The organism is Paraburkholderia sp. RL17-380-BIE-A (assembly GCF_046028085.1).
In the GTDB taxonomy this organism is placed as follows: domain Bacteria; phylum Pseudomonadota; class Gammaproteobacteria; order Burkholderiales; family Burkholderiaceae; genus Paraburkholderia.
Genome location: NZ_JARESQ010000001.1, coordinates 144,444 through 168,176, shown reverse-complemented (window position 1 = coordinate 168,176; position 23,733 = coordinate 144,444). Strand labels below are relative to the sequence as shown.

Below are 23,733 nucleotides of genomic sequence, written 5' to 3'. Positions count from 1 at the left end.
AAGTGCCGCAAGTGCCGCAAGTGCCGCAAGTGCCGCAAGGCCCCACACGCACGTTCACGCCGCCGCCGGCTGAACGCGCAGCGTATGCGTACTCACCGCGGTGTCGTCGATCGGGAAGTGCAGCATCGCGGCAACGAGGCCGGCTATCACGGTCGCTTCCCACAGCAGGGAATACGAGCCGGTGAGATCGAACACCAGACCGCCCAACCACGCGCCGAGAAACGAGCCGATCTGATGGCTCAGAAAGCAGAACCCGAACAGGCTGCCGAGGTGGCGCGTGCCGAACACTTTGGCGACGAGCCCGCTCGTGAGCGGTACGGTACCGAGCCAGGTCAGCCCCATCACGGCCGCGAAGATCACGACCGAAGCCGGGCTTTTCGGCAACAGAAAGAACGCGCCGATCGTCGCGCTGCGAATCAGGTACAGCCAGCCGAGCACGACATGCTGCCGGAAACGGCCGCCCAGCCAGCCGCAGGCCCAGCTGCCCGCCATATTGAAGAGGCCGATCAGCGCGAGCGCGGTGGCGCCGAGTCCGACCGGCATATGACATAGCGACAGATATTCGGGCAGATGCGTGGCGATGAACGCAAGCTGGAAGCCACACGTAAAGAAGCCGAGCGTCAGCAGCCGGTAGCCGCGATGCCGGGCCGCCTGGGCGAGCACTTTACGAAGCGGCTCAAGCGGCGCTTCCTGAACCGGCGTGCCCACCCGCGCGCGCCGGTCGAGCATCATGCCGAGCGGCGCGATCAACAGCATCAGGAAAGCCAGCACGAAAAGCGATGTGGCGATGCCCGAACTCAGCCGGATATTCTGCACGAGCGGCACCATCAGCACCTGACCCGCGGAACCGCCGGCGCTGACCAGACCCATCGCCATGCTGCGTTTTTCAGGCGAGGCGATGCGGCCGACCGCCGGCAACACCACGCCGAAGGTCGTGCAACTCACGCCGATGCCCACCAGCAATCCCATACCGACGATCAGCATGGCGCCGCCGGGCGCCACGGCCGCGAGACTGAGCCCGGCCGCGAACGTCGTCGCGCCGAACGCGACCACTGGCGCTGAACCGTAACGGTCCGCGGCCGCGCCCGCGAACGGCTGGGCGAAACCCCACACCAGATTGTGCAGCGCGATCGCGAACGCGATCAGCGTGACCGGCAAGCCGCGGTCGAACGAGAACGGCCCGATGAAGAGACCAAAGGTCTGCCGGATGCCCATCGCGGCGCTCAGAATGAGCGCGCCGGCAAGGATCACGAGCGTCGTCTGGTTGAATGCGGGGATGAAGCGTTTGCTGCCGTTGGTGGTCGACATGGTTCTGATCTCCTTTGACACCATGGTCGCAGCGAGCATCAGAAGCGGCAAAAGAAAAGATTTCGACGACAGGTGAGCGTGGCTCACCTGTGCGAATTACGCAGGCGGTTTAGTTGGCGGCGCTGCGCACTGCGTGAGCGGTTGCGTCGGCGTCCGTCGCCAGGTGCTCGGCCTCGCTCACCAGCCAGCGCTTGAAGTCGAAAAGCTCCGGCCGACGATCCACGTTTTCCGCGCTCACCAGCCAGTAGGCCGTGGTCGAGGCGATGGTCGCCGGACTCGCCTCCACCAGCACGCCGCTGACCAGTTCGGAATCCACCAGCGGCTTTCTGCCGAGCGCGACGCCGAGGCCCACGGCGGCGGCTTCGAACGCGAGCTGGATCGTGTCGACATGCAAGCCGCCGGTCGTGTCGATGCCTTCCGTGCCGGTCGCATCCAGCCACACCTGCCAGTCTTCGCTGGCGGCGTTGACGTGAACGAGCGTCGCGCGTCGCAGGTCGGCGTGGCCGTTCTCGTCGCGCAGCGTTTCCAGATACGCGGGGCTGCACACGGGCACGAAGCGCTCGCCGAACAGGCGCGTCCAGGCGGTGCCTGCAACCGGCGCGCGGCTCAAGCGGATCGCGAAGTCGAAACCGTCGACGGGAAAACCGACCTGACGATGCGACGTGTCGACGCTCACGTTCACATTCGGCCAGCGCGCGCGAAAGCCGGCGAGGCGCGGCAACAACCAGCGCGACGCGAAGGTCGGCGCGCAACTCAGCGCGATCGGGCGGTCGGCGCGGTGGTTCGGCAGGCGCTGCGTGCCGATGGCGATCAGCGAAAACGCCTCGGAGACGTAGGACAAATAGTCCGCGCCGGCTGCCGTGAGCGAAATGCCGCGCGGCGCGCGCGCGAACAGTTCGACGCCGAGCGCCTGTTCCAGTCCGACAATGCCGTGGCTCACGGCGCTCGGCGTCACATTCAGTTCCGCGGCGGCGAGTTTGAAACTCTGATGCCTGCCGGCCGCTTCAAAAAAACGAAGCGCCGGCAGCGGTGGCAGACGAAGCGGCATGTTGCATCCCCATGAACGGCGCGCCTGTTGCGCGTGCGGTTTCGCTCAAGGATACCTTGCCGCGCGCTTTCGGTTGCCGCGCTTGGGGCGTGAGCATCGCCAGAATATTTTCACCGATGCTGTCGATTTTTCGCCGCGCGGTTCGTCGTGGCTATATAGAGGACGGGAACGCGTCCGCCATCGCGGCGCTCACGCCCTTTATCCTTGTTCCGTAAGAGGAGATGGCTGATGACCGACGCACACGCATCCACCCAGACCCTGAAGCCGGCCCGGCTGCTGGCCGACGCGCCGAGCCGGTTTCCCGGCGAGAGCGCCGAATATCGTCGCGCGCGCAACGACCTGCTCGCCGAGGAAATCGAATTGCGCCGGCATATCGAGCGCGTCGCCGCACAGCGCCGCGCGCTGCCGCCCGGCGGCGTCGTGCCCGAGGATTATTTGTTCATGGGCGAAGCGGGGCCGGTAACGCTATCGGAGATGTTCGGCGCGCATGAGACGCTCGTCACCTACAACTGGATGTTCGGCCCGCAGCGTGCCCGGCCGTGTCCAATGTGCACGTCGCTCCTGAGCGCATACGACGGCGAAATGCCCGACATCCTGCAGCGCGTGGCGTTCGCCGTGATTGCCCGCTCGCCAATCGGGAAACTGGTTGCGTTCAACAAGGAGCGTGGCTGGCGGCATCTGCGGCTTTATTCGTCAGGCGGCAACACCTTCAATCGCGATTACGCAGCCGAAGATCCGGCCGGCGACGATAATCCCGCGTTCAATGTTTTCTCGCGTTCAGGCGGCACCGTGCGGCACTTCTGGGCCGAGGAGATGGGCCCCTCGACGGCGGACCCCGGCCAGGATCCACGCGGCGCACCCGACGTGATGCCGATCTGGACCGTGCTCGACATGACGCCCGGCGGTCGCGGCACGGATTGGTATCCGAAGCTCGAATACGGCGCTGCGGCGGTTTAGGCCGCTATTCGGCCTGTCCAGAGAGGATTGGCCGGGTCTTTCGGCGATGGCCCGCGCGCGCGGCCATCGCTTCGCGCACGGCGTCGCGGATGCACTGCGCTACTAGCTCCGAGGCTCGGGTGCGCGTCGCTCGCTTCGAGCGCGCGATCACGAGCGGCTGGCGGATGGTTTCCTCGCGGATCGGCCGCTCGGCGACCGCTGTGCTGACCGCAGCCGCCGGGCTCTGCGTGATCAGCAGCGATACCCCCAGGCCGTTGGCCACCATGCTCCGCACCAGTTCGATCGACGTCGCGCGATAACGGACTTCCGGCGTCAGCCCAAATTGCCAGAACGGTGCCATCAAAAACTCACGGCTGTGCGGCAGATCGATGAGAATCAACGGCTCTTTGGCAAGCTCGGAGAGCGAAATGCCGCCGCGCGCTTTGGCGAGCTTCGAGTCGGCGGGTACGAGACCGTATGGACGCAACGATGCCAGCGGCTCGAGTTCGAGTTCGGCGGGCAAGCCTACGTCGTAGGTCAGCGCCAGTTCGATATGGCTGCTGTTCAGCCATTCCTCCAGTTCCACCAGATTGCCTTCCACGAAGCGCACCGTCAGGTTCGGAAAACGTGTTTGCGCAATGCGCAGCAACACTGGCAAATACACCGGCGCCAGCGTGCTGAACACGCCGATATGGACTTCTCCCGACGCCGCGTCGCCGCTGTCGTCGAGTTCGAAGGCGTTGGCGGCGGCGAGCAGTTGACGCGCTTCCGCAAGCTTGCGCACGCCGAAGCGCGTCAACGTCATCTTCGAACCGGCGTCGCGCGCGAACAGGTTTTCTTCGAATAGCGCTTCCAGTTCGCGGATCGCAACCGAGATGGACGGCTGCGAAACGTTGAGCTGACGTGCCGCCGCCGTCGTGCTGCCGGTTTGCGCCGCAGCCGCGAAATAACGCAACAGCCGCAGTGAGATACGCATTAGGAATTCCTATAGCAGCTAATTTATTCCCATATTTTACTTGATAGGTCTGGGTGACGAGAATCGGTGCATCGTCTTCAACAGGAGTTCGCCGTGACGTTGCCCGAGTTACCCGTTTTGCCGCTCACCGGCGTGCGTATCGTCGATTTCTCGCGTGTGCTCGCCGGGCCGTTCTGCACGGCTTTGCTGGGCGATCTGGGCGCGGATGTCATCAAGGTCGAGCCGCCGGGCGGCGACGACTACCGCGCGGTGGGTCCCTTTGCGGATGGCGAGAGCGGCTTGTTCGCCGCGATGAATCGCAACAAGCGCAGCATCGTGATCGATCTGAAAACCGCCGAGGGCCGCGAGCTGGCGCAAACGCTGAGCGCCGGCGCCGACGTGGTGGTCGAAAATTTCCGGCCGGGCGTGGCGGACAAGCTGGGCATCGGCTACGCGCAACTTGCCGCGCGCAACCCGGCGCTCGTCTATGCGAGCGTGTCGGGCTTCGGCCAAACCGGTCCCGAATCGCATCGCCCTGCTTACGACATCATTTTGCAGGCCATGTGCGGCCTGATGGATGCCACCGGCTCTCCCGACGGCTCGCCGACTCTGATCGGCGAATCGGTTTCGGATGTGGTGAGCGGGTTGTTCGCCTCGTGGGGCGTGCTTGCCGCGCTGTTATCGCGCGAGAAGACCGGTCAAGGCACGCACGTCGACGTCTCGATGTTCGACGCGACGCTGAGCCTGAGCGCAACGCTGGTGGCCCGCTTTGCCGCCACCGGGATCGCGCCGCGGCGCGTCGGGAATCGTCACCCGTCGTCGGCGCCGTTCGGTGCTTTCCGCGCGCAAGACGGTTTCTATGTGGTCGCGGTGCTCAACAACAAGCTGTTCGACACCTTCGCTCAGGCCATCGGCGAGCCGCAACTTTCGGGCGACCCGCGCTATGCGAGCGATGCGTCGCGTTGCGAGCACGAAGCGGAGTTGCGCGCGTGTGTCGAAGCGTGGTCGTCACAACGTTCGGTCGCCGAAGTGAACCGGATTCTCGGCGCCGCCGGTATTCCGGTCGCGCCGATCCGCAACGTGCAGCAGGCGCTCGAAAGCGAACAGGCCGCCTTCCGTGGCTTGCTCACCGAGGTGCCTCGCGCCAACGGTCCTGCCGGCCCTATGCTGCGTCTGCCTTCACAGCCCGTCAAATTTTCGGCCTACGGCGGCAACCGTGTCACCGCCGCGCCGCGATTGGGCCAACACACCGCGGAAATACTGCATACGTTCGGCCTCGACGCAGCGCGAATCGCCGAGCTGCGTAGGCTAGGTGTGTTCGGTCGCAACGGCGATGCCGCCAACAGCGCGCAATTCGCGCATTCCGATGAACTCGCCAGGGAGAGCTACCGTGCTTAAACGAATGGGCGTCGAACAGAACGATCTGGAGATCGCCGACGCGATCGAACGCTTTGCGCAAAGCGAACTCGCGCCGCGCGCAGCCGAAGTGGACCGCGACGAAATTCCCACCACGCGTTATGTCGCGCAACTCGCCGAACTCGGTGTGATGGGTATGAACCTGCCCGAGCGGTGGGGCGGCATTGGCGCATCGCCGGTGGCGATCATTCTGTCGCTGGTCGAAATCGCGAAGGCGTGTGCGTCGACGTCGTCGATGATCGGTGCGCACTATCTCGCGACCGACTCGATTCTGATCGGTGGAGACGATAGTCTGCGTGACCGCTATTTGCCCGAAGCCGCCGTGGGCACGAAGCTCGGCGCGTTTGCGCTGACCGAACCGCGCGCCGGTTCGAATCCCGCCGACATGGCGACCCGCGCGACGCGCGAGGGCGACGGTTACCGGATTCGCGGCGTGAAGCATTTCATCTCGAACGCTCAGGCGGCGGACTTCATCGTCGTCTATGCGAAGACGGATCCGGACGCCGGCGCGCGCGGCATCAGCGCGTTCGTGGTTGACCGGTATAGCGCGGGCGTGGACGTGGCGCCGGCCGAAAAGCTGATGGGCATTCGCGGCGCGCCGGCGCACGAGATCGCTTTCGACTGTTTCGTACCGGCCGCGAATCGGCTCGGCGCCGAAGGCACCGGTTTTCGCACGGCGATGAAAGTGCTCGACAACAGCCGGCTCGATGTCGCCGCAACGAGCCTGGGGATTGCCGAGGCCGCGCTCGCGAGCGCGGTGGAGTGGGCGAGGCAGCGCCAGGTTGGCGGGGAGCCGCTGTCGCGCAAGCAAGGTTTGCAATGGATGTTCGCCGACATGAAGACCCGGCTCGAGGCCGCCTGGCTTCTGACCTTGCAGGCGGCCGTGCGGCGCGCGGCGGGCGAGCCGTTCACCGATTACGCGTCGATGGCGAAGCTGTATGCATCGGAGACGGTCGGCTTCGTCACGGATACCGCCTTGCAGATTCACGGCGGTTACGGATTCACCCGCGAGATGCCGCTCGAACGGCTGGTGCGCGACGCGAGAATTCTGCGGATCTACGAGGGATCGTCGGAGATTCAGCGCACCGTGATTGCGCGGATGGTGCTGGCCTGATCGATGGAGCGGTTGCGAGAGGAGAGCGATATGAAGGTGCTGGTGGCTGTGAAGAGGGTGGTCGATTACAACGTGAAGGTTCGGGTCAAATCGGACGGCACGGGCGTCGACATCGCGAACGTGAAGATGTCGATGAATCCGTTCGATGAGATCGCGGTCGAAGAAGCGGTGCGGTTGAAGGAAGCGGGCGTGGTTAGCGAGGTAGTGGCGGTTTCTTGCGGTATCGCGCAAACGCAGGAAACGCTGCGTACAGCGCTGGCGATCGGCGCGGATCGCGCTGTGTTGATCGAATCGTCCACGGAGTTGCAACCGCTTGCGGTGGCCAAGCTGTTGAAGGCGCTGGTCGAGAAGGAACAACCTTCGCTGGTCATTCTTGGCAAGCAGGCTATCGACGACGATTCGAACCAGACCGGCCAGATGCTGGCTGCTTTGGCCGGTTTGCCGCAGGCGACGTTCGCCTCGAAGGTTGTCGTCGCCGACGGAAAGGCTACGGTGTCGCGTGAAGTGGACGGTGGCGCTGAAACGCTGTCTTTAAAGCTGCCCGCAGTCATCACGACCGACCTGCGCCTGAACGAGCCGCGCTATGTGACGCTGCCGAACATCATGAAGGCGAAGAAGAAGCCGCTGGAAACGATCAAGCCGGAAGACCTCGGTGTCGACGTCACGCCGCGCCTGAAGACGCTGAAGGTTGTCGAGCCGCCGAAGCGCTCCGCCGGTGTGAAGGTGCCGGATGTGAAGACGCTGGTCGAGAAGCTGAAGACCGAAGCCAAGGTGCTGTGAGGGAGACAGAGCAAATGACGAATCTGGTTAATCTGGTAATAGCAGAACACGACAACGCGTCGATCAAGGCCGCGACGCTGAACACGATCGCAGCGGCGCAGAAGATTGGCGGGGATATTCACGTGCTGGTGGCAGGGCACAACGCACAAGCCGCAGCGGATGCGGCAGCGAAGATTGCAGGCGTTTCGAAGGTCCTGCTGACTGACGCGCCGCAACTCGAAGCGGGTCTCGCGGAAAACGTCGAAGCGACGGTGCTGAACATCGCAAAGGATTACACGCACATCCTCGCGCCGGCAACGGCGTACGGCAAGAACATCGCGCCGCGTATCGCCGCGAAGCTCGATGTCGCGCAGATCAGCGACATCACCGCAGTGGACAGCGCTGACACGTTCGAGCGCCCGATCTACGCAGGCAACGCGATCGCGACGGTGCAATCGGCTGACCCGATCAAGGTCATCACGGTTCGTTCGACCGGTTTCGACGCTGTGGCGGCGGAAGGCGGAAGCGCAACGGTCGAGAAGATCGAAGCCGCAGCGGACAGCGGCATTTCGCACTTCGTGAGCCGTGAAGTGACGAAGCTGGACCGTCCGGAACTGACGTCGGCGAAGATCATCGTCTCGGGCGGTCGCGGTTTGGGCAACGGCGAGAACTACACGAAGGTCCTCGAACCGTTGGCGGACAAACTTCAAGCCGCCCTCGGCGCATCGCGCGCAGCAGTGGATGCGGGCTTCGTGCCGAACGACTATCAGGTCGGCCAAACCGGCAAGATCGTCGCACCGCAACTGTATGTCGCGGTCGGCATCTCCGGTGCGATCCAGCACCTGGCCGGCATGAAAGACAGCAAAGTGATCGTCGCGATCAACAAGGACGAAGAAGCGCCGATTTTCAGCGTCGCCGATTACGGTCTCGTAAGCGATCTATTCGAAGCAGTGCCGCAATTCACGGCTGCGCTCTAGCGCGCCCCTGCGCGCTGCGCAGTCTGGCGAATCGAATAACAACAACAGACAGCCATCGATCGTCACTCAAACCGCTTTCCCATTGCTGCTGCAAGGCAGCGTAGCGACATGTCAGGAGATACACATGGCAACTTCTATTCCGCGCGCAGCGACGCCTTCGCTGATCGAGCGGCGCTCCATCGACTATATCCCCGAAGCGGAGCGCCACGGCAGTCTCGTTAGCCAGTTCACGCTATGGTTCGGCGCGAACCTGCAGGTTACGGCGGTCGTGACCGGCGCGCTCGCGGTGGTGCTCGGCGGCGACGTCTTCTGGTCGTTGATCGGCTTGCTCGTCGGACAGATGATCGGCGGCACGGTCATGGCGTTGCATGGCGCGCAGGGTCCGCAACTCGGTTTGCCGCAGATGATTTCGAGCCGCGTGCAGTTCGGCGTCTATGGCGCGATCATTCCGCTCACGCTGGTGTGCGTGATGTACGTGGGCTTTTCCGCGGGCGGTACCGTGCTTGCCGGGCAGGCGATCGGGCAGTTGCTGCATGTCGAGAACACCACGGCGATCGTCATCTTCGCCGGGTTGATCGCCTTGCTGACCGCACTCGGCTATCGCACCATTCACGCGATGGGCCGTATGTCGAGCATCGTCGGCGTACTGGCGTTTCTCTATCTGTTCGCTAGTCTGCTGCATGGGCACGATATCGGCGTGCTGTTGAACAACCGGCACTTTACGCTCGGCTCGTTTCTGCTCGCCGTGTCGTTGTCGGCTTCATGGCAGATCGCATACGGTCCATACGTCGCCGATTACTCGCGCTATCTGCCGCGTGCCACTTCGGCACTGAAGACGTTCTGGGCGGTCGGCCTCGGTTCCGTGATCGGCGCGCAGGTCTCGATGGTGTTCGGTGTTTTCGCCGCGGCGCTGGCGGGTAATCGTTTCGCGGGGCACGAGGTGTCGTTCATCGTCGGACTGGGCGCGAGCGGCATGCTCGCAGCCGTGCTGTACTTCACGATCGCATTGGGCAAGCTCACGATCACCACGCTCAATGCGTATGGCAGTGTGATGTCGGTGGCGACCATCATGACCGGCTTCGGCGGCCAACGGTCGATTTCGAGCCGCACGCGCCTTGTCTTCATTTTCCTGATGGTGGGTGCATCGACGGGGCTTGCGCTGGCGGGACATCACGCGTTTCTGAAGGAATTCACTGCATTTCTGCTCTTTCTACTCGCCTTCTTCACGCCGTGGAGCGCCATCAATCTGGTCGACTACTATTTCGTGACCCGGGAGCGCTACGACGTGCCGGCGCTGTTCGATCCGCAAGGCCGCTATGGCCGCTGGAATATGACGGGCATCGCGGTGTACGCATTCGGTGTTCTGATCCAGATGCCGTTCATCGCGACGAGTTTCTATACCGGCGGGTTGGTGGAAGCGCTGGGCGGCGTCGACATTTCGTGGATCGTCGGATTGGCCGCGCCTGCATTGCTGTACTACTTCGCAGCACGAGCCAAAAGGGCTGACATTCCCGAGCAGATGATTCTGCCGCATGAACTCGGCGGCGTGGACGGCGTGGGGCAATAGAGCAGGGCGCCGTGACGTGCTCTATTGCTCCAGCATGTGCGCTGCATGGTCGTGCCCACGCGGCGCCTGCAAATACGCGGCAATGGCGCTCGCCCGCATCGGCCGGCTGAACAGATAACCCTGCACCGCGCGAGCGCCGAGTGCTTTGACGACCTCGACTTGCGACACCGTCTCGAGTCCCTCCACGACGCATTCGAGGCCGAGGTTCCTGCACAGGTCGAGCACCGACTTGACGATCTTTTTCGATGCGCTGTTGGAATCCACGTCCGTCATGAAACTGCGGTCGATCTTGATCGTATCGAAGGGCAGGCGATGCACGTAGCTAAGGCTTGAATAGCCGGTGCCGAAATCGTCGAGCGATACCCGGCAGCCGGCTTTCTTGATCATGGTGAGCGAACAACGGGCCTGTTCGAAATCACGCGTCACCGCGGTTTCGGTGATTTCGAACGACACGCGATGCGGCGGCACGCCGCTTGCCATGACGATATCGATCAGACGGCGGGCGCGTGCCGACGTGCAGATATCGATCGCCGACAGATTGAACGACAGGTAGAGCTCCGACGGCCAGCGCGCCACTTCGTCGAGTGCTTTGTGCAGCAGCACTTCCGTGATGCGTAGAATCAGTTCGGTACGCTCGGCAATCCGAATGAATTCTTCCGGTCTGACGGCGCCGAGCCGTGCGTTATGCCAGCGGCCGAGCGCTTCCATGCCGATGGTGCGCTGCGTGAGCACGTCGTAGATCGGCTGAAACTCCAGGAACAGTTCCGACTCGAGATCCGCATGGCGAAGCTCCTGGGTGACGAGGCTCGAGCGGCGGATGCGCGTTTCATGTTCGGTCGAGAAAATGACCGGGGTGCCGCGCTGGCTTTCCTTGCCCGCGTATAGCGCCGCGTCGGCGCGTTCGAACACTTGCGCGACCGTCGTGCCGGCTTCGGGGAACGCGGCCCAGCCGATGGTACCCGACAGTTCGGCAACGTTGCCGGCGACCCGGTAGGGCTGACTGAGCGCCCCGCAAATACGCTCGCCCAATTCGACGAGCGTCGCGTTCGCCAGTTTGTGCTGTGCGAGCACGCCGAACTCATCGCCGCCGAGGCGCGCGAAGAAAATGCCGGGCTCGGCGAGCGACAACAGGCGTGCGCCGACTTCCTGCAGGACGAGATCGCCGCTGGCGTGGCCGTAGATGTCGTTGACCTGTTTGAAGCCGTCAAGATCGATCAGGCCGACATTGAATCCGCCGCCGCTGCCGAGCGCGTGCTCGGACAACGCGCGCAGCGAGGCGAAGAAGCTGCGCCGGTTGGGCAGGTCGGTCAGGCTGTCGATGCTCGCGAGCCGGAAGTTGTCGTCGCTCAGGCGCTGCGTTTTCTGCTGGCTCGCCTGCAACTCGCGCTGTGCATGCACCACATCGGCGAATGTCCGGCAATACAGTTGAATGATAAAGACGAGCGCGACACCCACCAGTGTCATATCGACAGCCATCGCGATGAAAACGGGATAGCCGGTAAAAACCAGAAAAGTGGAGAAGCTTAGGATGACGATCGACAGCAGCAACATGGCCGCCGCGCGCAGGTGCATCAGGCAGAACACGCAGCCGACTACCGTGGTCGCCATGTAAAACGCGACTTGCGTCTGTTCGTAGGCGGTGCCGTAGGGAAACAGGAGCAACGACCAGCTGCTGAACGCAACGGCGAAGAGGCCGGCCAGCCAGGTGAGCTTGCGCAGTTCGGACACCGCTCTGTCGTCGGTCAGAACGCGGTGCCGGAGTTGCCACCATCGTATGCATCGGACGACGCAGATGGCGCACAGCGCCGCCGGAAAGTAGATCGCCAACCACGCAGGCGCGCAACTTATATGCGTAATGGCGACCGTCGTCGTGTTGACCAGCAGAATGAAGTAGAGAAGCGGGACCTGGTGGCCAAATGCCTCGAGCTGCGAGCGCACGAGTTCGGGGTCGCGTTTAGCGACAGACAGCGCATCCCTGAATTTGGTTAGCAGAACCATTCCCGTCCTTTTTTTTAAACGTTTGCGCTGCACACGCAGCTTTGTATATCGGCAGGGCAGATGGGATCTTAAGGACACCTTGAACGAAATCGAATTCCGGTCCGAACAGGCGGTAAGTACGACCGGAAAACGCTGCACGACCCGTCATTTATGCCGAATCGAGGCGGCGCAAATGACAGGTTCGCGTATCAAAGTGCAGGACATGAAAGTACGCGCTGAGGCTCCAGGGTCGTGCCCGGTTGGCCGTTTTGAGCCTGCGTGCCTTGCGGCGGGGTGGAGACGAGACGCACGGTATTCACGCCGGCATTTGCCAGCACATATTTTTCAGGACTGTTTTCAGGTTGCCAATAAGCCCGGAAAGTGCCGCCATCGCCGAAAACCAGCAGCTTGCCGTGGACGGTTCCGGCATGGCTCACCAGGTCGACGGGTTCGCCGTCACGGACCTGAAAGCTCTGCGGCGACCCGGAATGTGCCGCGCCGACCAGGGTGGCGCAGGCTTTGTCGCCGGCTGCGAAGGCTGCGCACGAGGTCACAGCGAGGAGCGCACATGTTGCAATATGGCGAAATTTCATTTTTTTATTCCTCCCGGATTCTTGATTGCGGACCTCTCGTCCTGACAATTTTAGAAACTCTCTAATCCACCATAACATAGTAAAAAAGGCCGCCGGCCAAGGTTTGCGCAGCGCTAAATCACTGAAATTGCAACGGATTGTGATAGCGGGAGAATACGCATGGAGCGCGATAAATGCCTAAGCGCGCGATTCTTATGGCACTTTGCAGGAAAAAATCGTCAAATTCCCTGTGGGCGGGTGATACAAGCCTTACACCCAAGGTTTGCGCGAACCGGCGCCTATGCGTTAGTGTGTCGGTCCCGGCGCGACAGACGTGGCGCCGGTTCCATGATTACCATACGGGAAGTGCTATGAACAAACAGGAACTGATTGATGCAGTCGCCGCAGCGACGGGCGAAAGCAAAGCGGCCACCGGCCAAACCATCGACGCGATCGTCGAAGCGGTGACCAAGGCCGTGGTGGGTGGCGATACGGTGCAACTGGTCGGTTTCGGTTCTTTCTCGACTGGCGCCCGCGCAGCACGCGTCGGCCGCAATCCGTCGACCGGTGCGGAGATCCAGATCGCGGCTGCCAAGACGGTGAAGTTCACCGCTGGCAAGGCGTTCAAGGAAGCCGTCAACGCGTCGTAATGCAACGCGCTTCACGCCGGAGCATCCACGCGCGCTGCCGTGGCGCGCGGCGGGCGATGCATCGGGTGTGAGGAATCACGCGCTGCCCAACCCCGGTCAGATGGATCAACCGGCGGATGGTGCGGCGCGTGTGTTTTTGAGCCGACCCCCAACGGGACTTTCCGCAGGGGTGTTCGACGCAGGGCGTGCTCGAAGCAGCGCCTGCGCCCCGGCGCACTCAGCCCGCGCGGCGTTTGCGGGTGGCCTCGGCGAGCGTCTCGAGCGCCGGCTCGGTCTGCGCCCAACTGACGCAGGCATCCGTAATGGATACGCCGCGACGCAACGGCACACCGGGCTTCAGATCCTGGCGGCCTTCTTCCAGATGACTTTCCAGCATGACGCCGATAATGCGGCGCTCGCGCAGCGACAATTGCTGCGCGATATCCTGCACGACCTCCAGCTGACGCAAATGCGATTTGCCCGAGTTCGCATGCGAACAGTCGATCATGACCTGCTCGCGCAACCCCGCTGATTTGAGCGCCGCACAGGTGGCTTCCACCGACGCGCTGTCGTAGTTCGGCCCTTTCTTGCCGCCGCGCAGGATCACGTGCGCGTCGTCGTTGCCGCGCGTTTCGAAGATCGCGGCCATGCCCATTTTCGTCATGCCCATGAACGCGTGGCTCGCGCGCGCGGCGACGATCGCGTCCGCGGCGACCTGTACGCCGCCGTCCGTGCCATTCTTGAAGCCGATCGGGCAACTCAGTCCCGAAGCCAGTTGACGATGGCTCTGGCTCTCCGTCGTGCGCGCGCCGATCGCGCCCCAGGCGATGAGATCGGCGATGTATTGCGGGCTGAGCAGGTCGAGAAATTCGGTGGCCGTGGACAAGCCGAGGCCGTTGATGCCGAGCAGCAGTTGCCGTGCAAGACGCAGACCTTCATTGATGCGGAAACTGCCGTCTAGCCGCGGGTCGTTGATATAGCCTTTCCAGCCGACGGTAGTGCGCGGCTTCTCGAAGTAGACCCGCATCACGATCAGCAGATCGTCCTTGTAGTTGTCGGCGGCGGCCTTCAGCTTGCGCGCGTATTCGATCGCCTGGTCGTGGTCGTGAATCGAACACGGTCCGACGATCAGCACGAGCCGGTCGTCACGGCCATGCAGAATGTCGGCGATTTCCGCGCGGGTCTTCTCGACCAGCGTCTGCACCGAAGGCGGCGTGGGCAATTCGTCCTGCAACAGCGCAGGGGAAATCAACGGACGTACCGCGCCGATCCGAACGTCGTCGATGCGCGTGGTGTCCTGGGTGGCGTCGGCCGAGCCGACTTCCTGATCGTGCAAAGGATTGTCGATGGCGCTCAAAATGTTCTCCCGGACCTTGATGATGAAGTGGCCTCGCGGCCTGACTGCGTGAGTGTGGGTGCGTCGATGCTGGCTGTCTTCGCTGCCGGGATTATGACACTCGCGTGCTGCGGCCGGGACGGCACGCGTCAAAGGCGTTTGATCAAGGCCATGGCGGCGGCCGGATTGCGCTCTTTGAAGCCGCTGATCACGTAGAGGTAGACATCGCGTGCGCCTGTTTTTGCGGGTGCTTCCGCTGAGGTTTCCAGATCGTCCGGTGTCGCGCCCGCTGCCAGTTGCCGCGCGCGTTCCGCCCATGCTTCCAACGCTTTGGTCGAATAACCGTTGGCCTGTTTGTCCGTCGTGCCCATGATGCGCGCGTAGACGAAGGGCGCGGTGATGTCGGCGATCTGCGGGTATTCGCTGTCGCCAGCGAGGACGATGGCGACTTTGTGTTTGCGTGCGAGCGCGACGAATTCCGGCGTCTTGAAGGTGTCGTTGCGCACTTCGATCGTATGCCTGAGCTTCTGGCCTTCGATGCTGGCGGGCAGCAACTTCAGAAAGGCTTCGAAGTCTTCGTTGTCGAATTTTTTGGTAGGTGCGAATTGCCAGTTGATCGGGCCGAGTTTCTGTTTGAGCAGCAGCACACCGCTGCCGAAAAAGCGTTCGATGGTTTCGCCCGCGTCCGCGAGGACTTTTCGGTTGGTCGCATAACGCGGCGCTTTCAGTGAAAAGACGAAATCGTCCGGCGTTTCCTGATACCACTTCTCATAGCTCGCCGGTTTCTGCAAACCGTAAAACGTGCCGTTGATTTCAATCGATGTGAGATTCCTGCTCGCGTATTCGAGTTCGCGGCTTTGCGTGAGGTCGGCGGGGTAGAAGGTGCCGCGCCAGGGCGCATAGGTCCAGCCGCCTATGCCGATGCGGATGTTCGTCGTTTTGGCGGCCTTCGCGGTTTTTGTGGTTTTTACGGCGGGTTCTTTCGGCACTTGGGCTCTCCATCTGGCTTCGCAGGGGAAGCAGTAGATTAGCCGCTTTTTCGCCGGATAACGCGTAAGTCCGGAGAACCGGAAGCGCGCCTGCTATTCGCCGCTTCGCGACGCGTCTGCCGCTTGACGCGCAGCCTCTTCGAACCGCCGGTTCGCTTCCGCCACTTCCGCCCTGAACTGCTGCAACGCGCTCACTGCCAGGTCGGGCGGCGTGAGCGCGGCCCACAACACGTCGATGAGCTGGTCCGCGGTCGCATCGATATCGATATGCCGGTTCGCGAGCGTGGCGTCCCACAACACGTGCTCCATCGGCCCGAACACCATCGAGCGCAGCAAGCGCAAGGGCATGTCGGCGCGAATCTGGCCGCTCTCCTGGCCTTGCGCGAGCACGCGCATCAACGGTGCGGTATAGCGGCGTTGCAACTCGGTGAGCGCCTCGCTCAATTCATGGTGGCGGGCCCGTCCTTCGGACAACACCAGCGCGCACAGATCGGTGCCGTTTACGAGCATCAACCGCAAGTGCGTGCGAACAATGAACGCGAACTGCTGGCGCACATTGCCGTCGCGCGGCAAGCCGGATTCGATCGCTTCGATGATCTCGTCGTACCAGTCGCCGATCACCCGGGCGCACAACTCGCGTTTGCCGCGGAAATAGCTGAACACGGTCGCCTCGGAAATGCCCAGGCGCTGCGCGATCTCGGCCGTTGTCGCGCGCTCGTAGCCCTTTTCGGAGAACACGTCGCGCCCCGCCTGAAGGATTTCCTTCACGCGTTGCTGCGACTTGCGCCCGGCCGGCTGGCGGCGCGAGGCGGGTAACTCGGCCTTCGTGGCAACCGTCATATGAGTCCAGTTCAGATTTGCTGGTCGAATTCGGCGTGAAAGCCTGCCGATTGACCCCGTGACGCCGATGCTAACACGCCATTTCAGCCTTGTAGAGGGTTCGGCCGTTTTCTGAGTGATACTCAAAAATATCTATTGACGCTTACGTAAATCTGGCGTGAAATGCGGCTTGAACGTTGCGCTTCGTGCGGGACGATAAAGGCGGGTCCACCGGTCCGCCACCGTCCGCTGAGCCGCATCCGGACCAGCCGCCGCCCCAAGGCCGGCCGCCAACGAACTCCTGGAGACACAGCAATGAGCAACCTGCCCGGTTTGCAATTCCCGCTCGGCGAAGAAATCGAAATGCTGCGCGACAGCATCGCGGGATTCGCTGCCAAAGAAATCGCTCCGCGTGCCGCGGAAATCGATCGCACGGATCAGTTTCCCATGGACCTGTGGCGCAAGTTCGGCGATCTTGGCGTGCTCGGCATGACGGTCTCGGAGGAGTACGGCGGCGCGAACATGGGCTACACGGCGCATATGATCGCCATGGAGGAGATCTCGCGCGCGTCGGCTTCGGTCGGTCTCTCGTACGGCGCGCATTCGAATCTGTGCGTCAACCAGATTCATCGCAACGGCACAGAAGCGCAGAAGCAGAAGTACTTGCCCAAGCTCGTGTCGGGCGAACACATCGGCGCGCTTGCCATGAGCGAGCCGAACGCGGGGTCGGACGTCGTCAGCATGAAGCTGCGCGCCGAAAAGAAGGGCGATCACTACGTGCTCAACGGCACGAAAATGTGGATCACCAACGGCCCGGATTGCGACACGCTGGTCGTCTACGCCAAAACGGATCCCGAAGCGAATTCGCGCGGTATTACCGCGTTTATCGTCGAGAAGGGCATGACGGGTTTCTCGGTTGCGCAGAAACTCGACAAGCTCGGCATGCGCGGCTCGCATACCGGCGAACTGGTGTTCCAGGACGTGGAAGTGCCGGAGGAAAACATTCTCGGCCAGCTAAACGGCGGCGCGAAGGTGCTGATGAGCGGCCTCGACTACGAACGCGCCGTGCTCGCGGGCGGCCCGACGGGCATCATGGTCGCGGTCATGGACGCGGTCGTGCCGTACATTCACGACCGCAAGCAGTTCGGTCAGCCGATCGGCGAATTCCAGCTCATTCAAGGCAAGGTGGCCGATCTCTACACCACGTTGCAGGCATGTCGAGCCTATCTTTACGCAGTGGGCCGCCAGCTCGATACGCTCGGCAAGGAACATGTGCGCCAGGTGCGCAAAGACTGCGCGGGCGTGATCCTCTACACCGCGGAAAAAGCCACTTGGATGGCGGGCGAGGCGATCCAGATTCTCGGCGGTAACGGCTATATCAACGAGTATCCGGTCGGCCGTTTGTGGCGCGACGCGAAGCTCTATGAAATCGGCGCGGGCACGAGCGAAATCCGCCGCATGCTGATCGGCCGCGAACTGTTTGCCGAGACGGTCTGAAGGAGAAGCCCGCCATGCCGATCATCGAATCAAAGCTGAATCCGCGCTCGGATGACTTCCGCGCCAATGCGGCAGCGCTCGAAGCGCTGGTCGCCGACCTTCGCGCGAAAGTCGAAAAACTCGCGCTGGGCGGTGGTCAGGCGGCGCGCGACAAACACACGGGCCGCGGCAAACTGCTGCCGCGCGATCGCATCGCGCAATTGCTCGATCCGGGCACGCCGTTTCTCGAGTTCTCGCAACTTGCGGCTTACGGCATGTATCACAACGATGCGCCCGGCGCGGGTGTCATCACCGGGATTGGCCGGATCGCGGGGCAGGAGTGCGTGATCGTCTGCAACGATGCGACGGTCAAGGGTGGTACCTACTATCCCGTCACCGTCAAAAAGCACGTGCGGGCGCAGGAAATCGCCGCTGAAAATCATTTGCCCTGTGTGTATCTGGTCGACTCGGGCGGCGCCAATCTGCCGAATCAGGACGACGTGTTTCCGGACCGCGACCACTTCGGCCGCATCTTTTACAACCAGGCGAATCTGTCCGCCGCGGGCATTCCGCAGATCGCCGTCGTGATGGGGTCTTGTACCGCGGGCGGTGCGTATGTGCCGGCCATGAGCGACGAGTCGATCATCGTCAAGAATCAGGGGACGATTTTTCTGGGCGGTCCGCCGCTCGTGAAAGCGGCCACCGGCGAAGTGGTCAGCGCGGAAGATCTCGGCGGCGGCGATGTGCATACGCGTCTGTCGGGCGTGGTCGATCATCTCGCGCAAAACGACGCGCATGCGCTCGGGATTGCGCGCAGTATCGTCGGCAATCTGAATCGCAGCAAGCAGGTGCCGGTTGCGTTGCAGGAGCCGAAGCCGCCGCGTTACGACGTAAAGAGCATGTACGGTGTGATTCCCGTGGATACGCGCAAGCCGTTCGACATTCGCGAGGTGATCGCGCGTATCGTCGACGACTCCGCGTTCGACGAATTCAAGGCACGCTACGGCACCACGCTCGTGTGCGGTTTCGCGCATATCTGGGGACATCCGGTCGGCATCATCGCGAATAACGGCATTCTGTTTTCGGAGTCCGCGCTCAAGGGCGCGCACTTCATCGAGTTGTGCTGCCAGCGCAAGATTCCGCTGGTGTTCCTGCAGAACATCACCGGCTTCATGGTGGGCCGCAAATACGAAAACGAAGGCATTGCGCGCAACGGCGCGAAGATGGTGACGGCGGTGGCCACGGCCAAGGTGCCGAAGTTCACGGTGATCATCGGCGGCTCGTTCGGTGCGGGCAATTACGGCATGTGCGGCCGCGCGTATTCGCCGCGCTTTCTGTGGATGTGGCCAAACGCGCGCATCTCGGTGATGGGCGGCGAGCAGGCGGCGTCGGTGCTGGCCACGGTGAAGCGCGACGGCATTGAAGGCAAGGGCGGTGCGTGGAGCGCGGAAGAAGAAGAAGCGTTCAAGCAGCCGATCCGCGATCAATACGAACATCAGGGCCACCCGTACTATGCCAGCGCGCGCCTGTGGGACGACGGCGTGATCGATCCGGCGCAAACGCGCGACGTGCTCGGTCTCGGCCTGTCGGCCGCGATGAACGCGCCGATCGAAGACACGCGTTTCGGCGTGTTCAGAATGTGACGATGCGCGAGAAAGCGCGGGAGCTGCGACGATGCAATACGAAACACTGACGGTCGAATTCGCCGGACAGATCGCCACGGTCACATTGAATCGGCCGGACGTGCGCAACGCGTTCAACGAAACGATGATCGCCGAAGTGACCTCGGCCTTCACGGCGCTCAACGATCGCGACGACGTGCGCGCGGTGGTGCTGGCCGCGAACGGCAAGGCGTTCTGCGCGGGCGCCGATCTGAACTGGATGAAGAAGATGGCCGGTTACTCGGACGACGAGAATCGAGCCGATGCAATGTTGCTGGCGAACATGCTGTCGTCGATCTATCGCTGCAATAAGCCGGTGATCGCGCGCGTGAACGGCGACGCGTACGCGGGCGGCATGGGTTTGATCTCGGCGTGCGACATCGTGGTGGCCGTTGAAAACGCGCGCTTCTGCCTTTCGGAAGCGCGCCTCGGTCTGATTCCGGCCACCATCGCGCCGTACGTGATTCGTGCGCTGGGCGAGCAGGCGTCGCGCCGCTATTTCACCACCGCCGAGCAGTTCGATTGCGCAACGGCGTTGCGCCTCGGACTGGTCAGTGAAGCCGTCAGCGTGGAGCAACTCGACGCCACCGTGCGGCAGATTGCCGAGACGCTCTGCGCCAACGGTCCGCAGGCGGTACGCGCGTGCAAGCAACTCGTGCAGGATATCGCGGGCCACGAGTTGAACGACGCGATGATCGAAGACACGGCGGCGCGCATCGCGCGCACGCGTGCCGGCGCCGAAGGGCGTGAGGGCGTGGCGTCGTTCCTCGAAAAACGCCCGCCCGCCTGGCGTAACTAACGCATCCATTCCAGGGCGCGCGCAGCGCCTTGACCAGAACAACAGCCCCGATAAAACGGCACACTTCATCGAGACACTTCATGTTCAACAAGATCCTGATTGCCAACCGGGGCGAGATTGCGTGCCGCGTCGCCGCGACCTGCAAGCGGCTCGGCATTGCGAGCGTGGCCGTCTATTCCGATGCGGACGCCAACGCGAAGCACGTGGCCGCCTGTAACGAGGCCGTGCATATCGGCGGTTCGACGGCGGCGGAAAGCTATCTGCGCGTCGAACGCATCATCGAAGCCGCGCGCGCCACCGGCGCGCAGGCGGTGCATCCGGGCTACGGTTTCCTGTCGGAGAACGAAGCTTTCGCGCATGCGTGCGAGGCCGCCGGCATCGTCTTCATCGGACCGCCGGTCGAGGCGATTGCGGCGATGGGCTCGAAAGCCGCCGCGAAGGCGCTGATGCACGCGGCCGCCGTGCCGCTCGTGCCGGGCTATCACGGCGACGATCAGGACCCGCAACTGCTGCACCGCGAGGCCGATGCGATCGGTTATCCGGTGCTGCTCAAAGCCAGCGCCGGTGGCGGCGGCAAGGGCATGCGCGTGGTCGAGCGCAGCGAGGATTTCGCGGCGGCGCTGGCTTCGTGCAAGCGGGAAGCCGCGAGCAGCTTCGGCAATGATCGCGTGCTGATCGAAAAGTATCTGACGCGGCCGCGCCATGTGGAAGTGCAGGTGTTCGCGGACCGCCACGGCGGCGCTGTCTATCTGTTCGATCGCGATTGCTCGGTGCAGCGGCGTCACCAGAAAGTGCTGGAAGAAGCGCCCGCGCCCGGCTTGCCCGCTGAAATCAAGCGCGAAATGGGCGAGGCCGCGGTGGCCGCCGCGCGCGCGGTGAATTACGTCGGTGCGGGCACGGTCGAATTCATCATGACCAGCACGGGCGAATTCTATTTCATGGAAATGAATACGCGCCTGCAGGTCGAGCATCCGGTCACGGAAATGGTCACCGGCCAGGACCTCGTGGCATGGCAACTGCGCGTCGCCGCCGGCGAACCGCTGCCGCTCGCGCAGGAACAGTTGAAGATCGACGGCCACGCCATCGAAGCGCGTATCTACGCAGAGCACCCGGCGCGCGGTTTCCTGCCGTCCACAGGCACGCTCAAGCATTTGCGCATGCCGGAAGGCGTGGAGTTCGCGATCGATGCGGCAGGTCTTGGCGAGCCGGGACGCAAGGCGCCGGTACGTATCGACAGCGGCGTGCGTGAGGGCGACACCATCACGCCGTTCTACGATCCGATGATTGCGAAGCTGATCGTGCACGGCGCCACGCGTGAAGAGGCGCTCGCGCGTCTGAGTCGCGCGCTGCATGCGTGCGAGGTGGTCGGCCCGCACACCAACATCGAGTTCCTGCAAAGCATCGTGGCTAGCGAGCCGTTTGCGACCGGCGATCTCGACACGGGCTTGATCGAGCGTCATCACGACGCCTTGTTCGCGCCGCGCAAGAAGCCATACAAGGAAGCGCTGGCGCTCGCTTGCGCGGCGCTGCTCACGCGCGAGGGCGGCACGGCGCACGGCGCGTCGCCGTGGGATGCGTTGTCGCACTGGCGGCTGAATGGCGGCTATACGCAGACGCTCGGCTGGCGCGACATGGACAGCAGCGGCGATCACGCAAGCCTGTTCACGGTCGCGTTCGCGCGCGACGGCAGCACGCAAACGCTCGAACACGACGGCGTGCGCGAGGACTTCAGCTGGTCGAACGGCAGCGGCCCGCATGAATTCCGCGCGACGATCGGCGATGCGCGGGCAACGGGCCGCGTATTCGTCGACGGCGATACGTTCCATGTGTTTTGCATCGGCGAAGCGCTCGCGTTCGAATGGCAAAACCTGCTCGCACACGCTGCGGACGCCGAAGGCGGCGAAGGCCGTCTGACCGCGCCGATGCCGGGCAAGGTGATTGCGGTGCTGGTGGAACCGGGCACGGTGGTAGAGAAGGGCACGCCGCTGATCGTGATGGAAGCGATGAAGATGGAGCACACCATCGGTGCGCCGGCTGCCGGCACGGTTTCAGAGGTGCTGTATTCAGTCGGCGATCAGGTTGCCGACGGCGCGCAGCTTCTGGTGCTGGACGTGCAGCAGTAAGGGCGCAACTCAGGCAAGGCGCGTATAGCCGACGGCGCGCGCCTCGCTTTCAAGCTGCTCGATGCGGTCGTAATCCGAGCGCGGCAGCACGGAAAACCCCTGCAAACGCAGGCGTTTCGCACGCTCGGGTTGGAGCACGAGTACCTCGTTCAACGCTTCACGCAGTGCTTCCACGGTGGCCGTGGGTACCGTGTCGGAAGCGATCAAAGGCAGGCCCGGCGACGGCGCAGTCGTGCCGATCCGGCGCACCTGACGGGCCAGTTCCGGCATTTCGTCGCAGACGAAAGCGAAGGTCACGCAATCGATCGCCGCGACATCCGCGTGATTTTCGGCCACCGCGCGCAACGAGCCGAGATGCGAGCCGGTTCGCAATACCGCGCTGAAAAATAGACCAGCGCGCGCGAGCGGCGCCACGGCGTGGCGAAACACGTTCATGCCGCTATTCGAATCGTCCTGGTTGTACGCCGCACGCGCGCCGCGACACGCCGCTAATGTATCGAACGGCGCATCCGCGCGCGTCACCAGCACGCTTGAATAATGCGCGCCCTCGCAACCCGGCGCGTCAAAGCGCGGCGTCGCGATCAGTTGTACCTGGTCCTGCAAGCCATGCATGAACGGATAGCCGCAGGTTTGCGAGATCAGCAGATTGGGGCGCCGCCAGAAGCCGTGCAATTCTTCGTCCGGTTCGACGATGCGGCACGCCGGCTTGACCATGCGCAGCACGTCGGCGAGCCACTCGCGCCACTCGAAGTCGAGCGCGGGTGTGACGTTATACATTGGCAGGGCGGCGATCCAGGTCATGACGCTATTCTGGCATGCCTGCTATTTAATGTCTGACCATTCGGAATTCGTCGAGTCCGAGACGCACCGGCTCCGACGGTCTGAACGCCCATTTCTGCGCGGCGACCGAAAGGATTTCCAGCTGCGCGTCCTCGAATGCGACGAGCAGGTCCTGCTTGCGCTTGCTCGCCGCGCCGCAATAGGTCACGAGTGCTTCGGCGCTGACCTCGAAGATCTGCGCCCGATCATCGCAGCACACCCGGAACGCGACCGTCGCGCATTCCGTCACACAGGGCCTGAACCCTTCATCCACATACACTGACATGGCCATCTCCCGCCGCACGCCCGAGTCATCAGGATGACAAGTCGTAAGCTCGCGGTATGTGGGAAAACCGGCATTTGCCGTGAAATGGCCGCGACTTTATCCGCTTCGGCGAGCGGCGGCTTCGCCGGTGGCCCTCAAGCGCCCGAGTTACTGCGGGAACACCCGTA

Annotated in this window: 21 protein-coding genes; 11 read left to right on the top strand and 10 right to left on the bottom strand. The window is 63.1% G+C overall.

The window, feature by feature from the left end:
• Nucleotides 1-54: 54 nt before the first annotated feature.
• Nucleotides 55-1,308 carry an MFS transporter gene (locus tag P0D68_RS00790; RefSeq protein WP_408295530.1) on the bottom strand — a complete coding sequence of 418 codons (1,254 nt, stop codon included), beginning with the start codon at nt 1,306-1,308 and terminating at the stop codon, nt 55-57.
• A 109-nt stretch (nt 1,309-1,417) separates the two neighbouring features.
• On the bottom strand, nt 1,418-2,356 hold the full coding sequence (locus P0D68_RS00785; protein ID WP_408295527.1) for a LysR substrate-binding domain-containing protein: 939 nt from the start codon (nt 2,354-2,356) through the stop codon (nt 1,418-1,420).
• 228 nt (nt 2,357-2,584) lie between these two features.
• On the opposite strand from P0D68_RS00785, the gene P0D68_RS00780 reads away from it, so the two are divergent.
• Entirely contained in the window at nt 2,585-3,313 is a 729-nt protein-coding gene (locus P0D68_RS00780; RefSeq protein WP_408295524.1) for a DUF899 family protein, read from the top strand.
• 4 nt (nt 3,314-3,317) lie between these two features.
• On the opposite strand, the gene P0D68_RS00775 is transcribed toward P0D68_RS00780, so the two are convergent.
• Nucleotides 3,318-4,268 (bottom strand): LysR family transcriptional regulator, encoded by a 951-nt coding sequence (locus P0D68_RS00775; RefSeq protein WP_408295521.1) that lies wholly within the window; start codon nt 4,266-4,268, stop codon nt 3,318-3,320.
• Nucleotides 4,269-4,334: 66 nt separating this feature from the next.
• Between P0D68_RS00775 and P0D68_RS00770 the strand changes: the two genes are divergently transcribed.
• From P0D68_RS00770 to P0D68_RS00750, 5 genes are all read left to right on the top strand, one after another.
• Nucleotides 4,335-5,645, top strand: a complete 1,311-nt coding sequence (locus tag P0D68_RS00770) for a CaiB/BaiF CoA transferase family protein (protein ID WP_408295518.1) — start codon at nt 4,335-4,337, stop codon at nt 5,643-5,645.
• Nucleotides 5,638-6,777 carry an acyl-CoA dehydrogenase family protein gene (locus P0D68_RS00765; RefSeq protein ID WP_177205162.1) on the top strand — a complete coding sequence of 380 codons (1,140 nt, stop codon included), beginning with the start codon at nt 5,638-5,640 and terminating at the stop codon, nt 6,775-6,777. The genes P0D68_RS00770 and P0D68_RS00765 overlap by 8 nt, the downstream gene beginning before the upstream one ends.
• A 30-nt stretch (nt 6,778-6,807) precedes the next feature.
• Entirely contained in the window at nt 6,808-7,557 is a 750-nt protein-coding gene (locus tag P0D68_RS00760; protein WP_408295515.1) for an electron transfer flavoprotein subunit beta/FixA family protein, read from the top strand.
• A 23-nt stretch (nt 7,558-7,580) separates the two neighbouring features.
• Entirely contained in the window at nt 7,581-8,513 is a 933-nt protein-coding gene (locus tag P0D68_RS00755; RefSeq protein WP_408295899.1) for an electron transfer flavoprotein subunit alpha/FixB family protein, read from the top strand.
• Between the two features lie 124 nt (nt 8,514-8,637).
• Nucleotides 8,638-10,080, top strand: coding sequence for a purine-cytosine permease family protein (locus P0D68_RS00750; protein WP_408295512.1), 1,443 nt, complete (start codon nt 8,638-8,640; stop codon nt 10,078-10,080).
• A 21-nt stretch (nt 10,081-10,101) separates the two neighbouring features.
• Here P0D68_RS00750 and P0D68_RS00745 read toward each other — a convergent pair whose 3' ends face one another.
• The gene (locus tag P0D68_RS00745) at nt 10,102-12,078 is read right to left on the bottom strand and encodes a putative bifunctional diguanylate cyclase/phosphodiesterase (RefSeq protein WP_408295509.1); all 1,977 of its coding nucleotides are present in this window, start codon (nt 12,076-12,078) and stop codon (nt 10,102-10,104) included.
• Nucleotides 12,079-12,266: 188 nt separating this feature from the next.
• Complete coding sequence (locus P0D68_RS00740) at nt 12,267-12,650, bottom strand: hypothetical protein (protein WP_408295506.1); 384 nt, start codon at nt 12,648-12,650, stop codon at nt 12,267-12,269.
• A 350-nt stretch (nt 12,651-13,000) separates the two neighbouring features.
• On the opposite strand from P0D68_RS00740, the gene P0D68_RS00735 reads away from it, so the two are divergent.
• The gene (locus P0D68_RS00735) at nt 13,001-13,279 is read left to right on the top strand and encodes an HU family DNA-binding protein (RefSeq protein ID WP_006049832.1); all 279 of its coding nucleotides are present in this window, start codon (nt 13,001-13,003) and stop codon (nt 13,277-13,279) included.
• 217 nt (nt 13,280-13,496) lie between these two features.
• On the opposite strand, the gene P0D68_RS00730 is transcribed toward P0D68_RS00735, so the two are convergent.
• The 3 genes from P0D68_RS00730 to P0D68_RS00720 all read right to left on the bottom strand — a co-directional run bounded on the left by P0D68_RS00730 (nt 13,497) and on the right by P0D68_RS00720 (nt 16,423).
• A complete protein-coding gene (locus P0D68_RS00730) occupies nt 13,497-14,615 on the bottom strand; it encodes a 3-deoxy-7-phosphoheptulonate synthase (protein WP_408295503.1) in 1,119 nt (372 codons plus the stop codon).
• Between the two features lie 128 nt (nt 14,616-14,743).
• Nucleotides 14,744-15,583 (bottom strand): DUF72 domain-containing protein, encoded by an 840-nt coding sequence (locus tag P0D68_RS00725; protein ID WP_408295500.1) that lies wholly within the window; start codon nt 15,581-15,583, stop codon nt 14,744-14,746.
• Between the two features lie 93 nt (nt 15,584-15,676).
• Entirely contained in the window at nt 15,677-16,423 is a 747-nt protein-coding gene (locus P0D68_RS00720) for a TetR/AcrR family transcriptional regulator (protein ID WP_408295497.1), read from the bottom strand.
• 294 nt (nt 16,424-16,717) lie between these two features.
• On the opposite strand from P0D68_RS00720, the gene P0D68_RS00715 reads away from it, so the two are divergent.
• From P0D68_RS00715 to P0D68_RS00700, 4 genes are all read left to right on the top strand, one after another.
• The gene (locus tag P0D68_RS00715) at nt 16,718-17,899 is read left to right on the top strand and encodes an isovaleryl-CoA dehydrogenase (RefSeq protein ID WP_408295494.1); all 1,182 of its coding nucleotides are present in this window, start codon (nt 16,718-16,720) and stop codon (nt 17,897-17,899) included.
• Nucleotides 17,900-17,913: 14 nt separating this feature from the next.
• Complete coding sequence (locus P0D68_RS00710; protein ID WP_091807600.1) at nt 17,914-19,521, top strand: carboxyl transferase domain-containing protein; 1,608 nt, start codon at nt 17,914-17,916, stop codon at nt 19,519-19,521.
• Nucleotides 19,522-19,552: 31 nt separating this feature from the next.
• Nucleotides 19,553-20,338, top strand: coding sequence for an enoyl-CoA hydratase/isomerase family protein (locus P0D68_RS00705; protein ID WP_408182556.1), 786 nt, complete (start codon nt 19,553-19,555; stop codon nt 20,336-20,338).
• A gap of 80 nt (nt 20,339-20,418) precedes the next feature.
• Nucleotides 20,419-22,461, top strand: a complete 2,043-nt coding sequence (locus P0D68_RS00700) for an acetyl/propionyl/methylcrotonyl-CoA carboxylase subunit alpha (RefSeq protein ID WP_408467970.1) — start codon at nt 20,419-20,421, stop codon at nt 22,459-22,461.
• A 9-nt stretch (nt 22,462-22,470) separates the two neighbouring features.
• Here the strand turns inward: P0D68_RS00700 and P0D68_RS00695 are convergent, their stop codons facing one another.
• Together P0D68_RS00695 and P0D68_RS00690 are read right to left on the bottom strand one after the other, a co-directional pair.
• Nucleotides 22,471-23,262: a phosphate/phosphite/phosphonate ABC transporter substrate-binding protein gene (locus P0D68_RS00695; protein WP_408295486.1), complete on the bottom strand. Its 792-nt coding sequence runs from the start codon at nt 23,260-23,262 to the stop codon at nt 22,471-22,473.
• A 25-nt stretch (nt 23,263-23,287) separates the two neighbouring features.
• On the bottom strand, nt 23,288-23,566 hold the full coding sequence (locus P0D68_RS00690) for a DUF1488 family protein (RefSeq protein ID WP_091809223.1): 279 nt from the start codon (nt 23,564-23,566) through the stop codon (nt 23,288-23,290).
• Nucleotides 23,567-23,733 lie beyond the last annotated feature (167 nt).

Bases quoted from the DNA above. Each gene is read 5' to 3' on its own strand.
- P0D68_RS00715 (WP_408295494.1), top strand. From the start codon at position 16,718: ATGAGCAACCTGCCCGGTTTGCAATTCCCGCTCGGCGAAGAAATCGAA.
- P0D68_RS00750 (WP_408295512.1), top strand. From the start codon at position 8,638: ATGGCAACTTCTATTCCGCGCGCAGCGACGCCTTCGCTGATCGAGCGG.
- P0D68_RS00780 (WP_408295524.1), top strand. From the start codon at position 2,585: ATGACCGACGCACACGCATCCACCCAGACCCTGAAGCCGGCCCGGCTG.
- P0D68_RS00760 (WP_408295515.1), top strand. From the start codon at position 6,808: ATGAAGGTGCTGGTGGCTGTGAAGAGGGTGGTCGATTACAACGTGAAG.
- P0D68_RS00775 (WP_408295521.1), bottom strand. From the start codon at position 4,268: ATGCGTATCTCACTGCGGCTGTTGCGTTATTTCGCGGCTGCGGCGCAA.
- P0D68_RS00720 (WP_408295497.1), bottom strand. From the start codon at position 16,423: ATGACGGTTGCCACGAAGGCCGAGTTACCCGCCTCGCGCCGCCAGCCG.
- P0D68_RS00745 (WP_408295509.1), bottom strand. From the start codon at position 12,078: ATGGTTCTGCTAACCAAATTCAGGGATGCGCTGTCTGTCGCTAAACGC.
- P0D68_RS00790 (WP_408295530.1), bottom strand. From the start codon at position 1,308: ATGTCGACCACCAACGGCAGCAAACGCTTCATCCCCGCATTCAACCAG.
- P0D68_RS00705 (WP_408182556.1), top strand. From the start codon at position 19,553: ATGCAATACGAAACACTGACGGTCGAATTCGCCGGACAGATCGCCACG.
- P0D68_RS00785 (WP_408295527.1), bottom strand. From the start codon at position 2,356: ATGCCGCTTCGTCTGCCACCGCTGCCGGCGCTTCGTTTTTTTGAAGCG.
- P0D68_RS00740 (WP_408295506.1), bottom strand. From the start codon at position 12,650: ATGAAATTTCGCCATATTGCAACATGTGCGCTCCTCGCTGTGACCTCG.
- P0D68_RS00695 (WP_408295486.1), bottom strand. From the start codon at position 23,262: ATGACCTGGATCGCCGCCCTGCCAATGTATAACGTCACACCCGCGCTC.
- P0D68_RS00700 (WP_408467970.1), top strand. From the start codon at position 20,419: ATGTTCAACAAGATCCTGATTGCCAACCGGGGCGAGATTGCGTGCCGC.
- P0D68_RS00735 (WP_006049832.1), top strand. From the start codon at position 13,001: ATGAACAAACAGGAACTGATTGATGCAGTCGCCGCAGCGACGGGCGAA.
- P0D68_RS00710 (WP_091807600.1), top strand. From the start codon at position 17,914: ATGCCGATCATCGAATCAAAGCTGAATCCGCGCTCGGATGACTTCCGC.
- P0D68_RS00690 (WP_091809223.1), bottom strand. From the start codon at position 23,566: ATGTCAGTGTATGTGGATGAAGGGTTCAGGCCCTGTGTGACGGAATGC.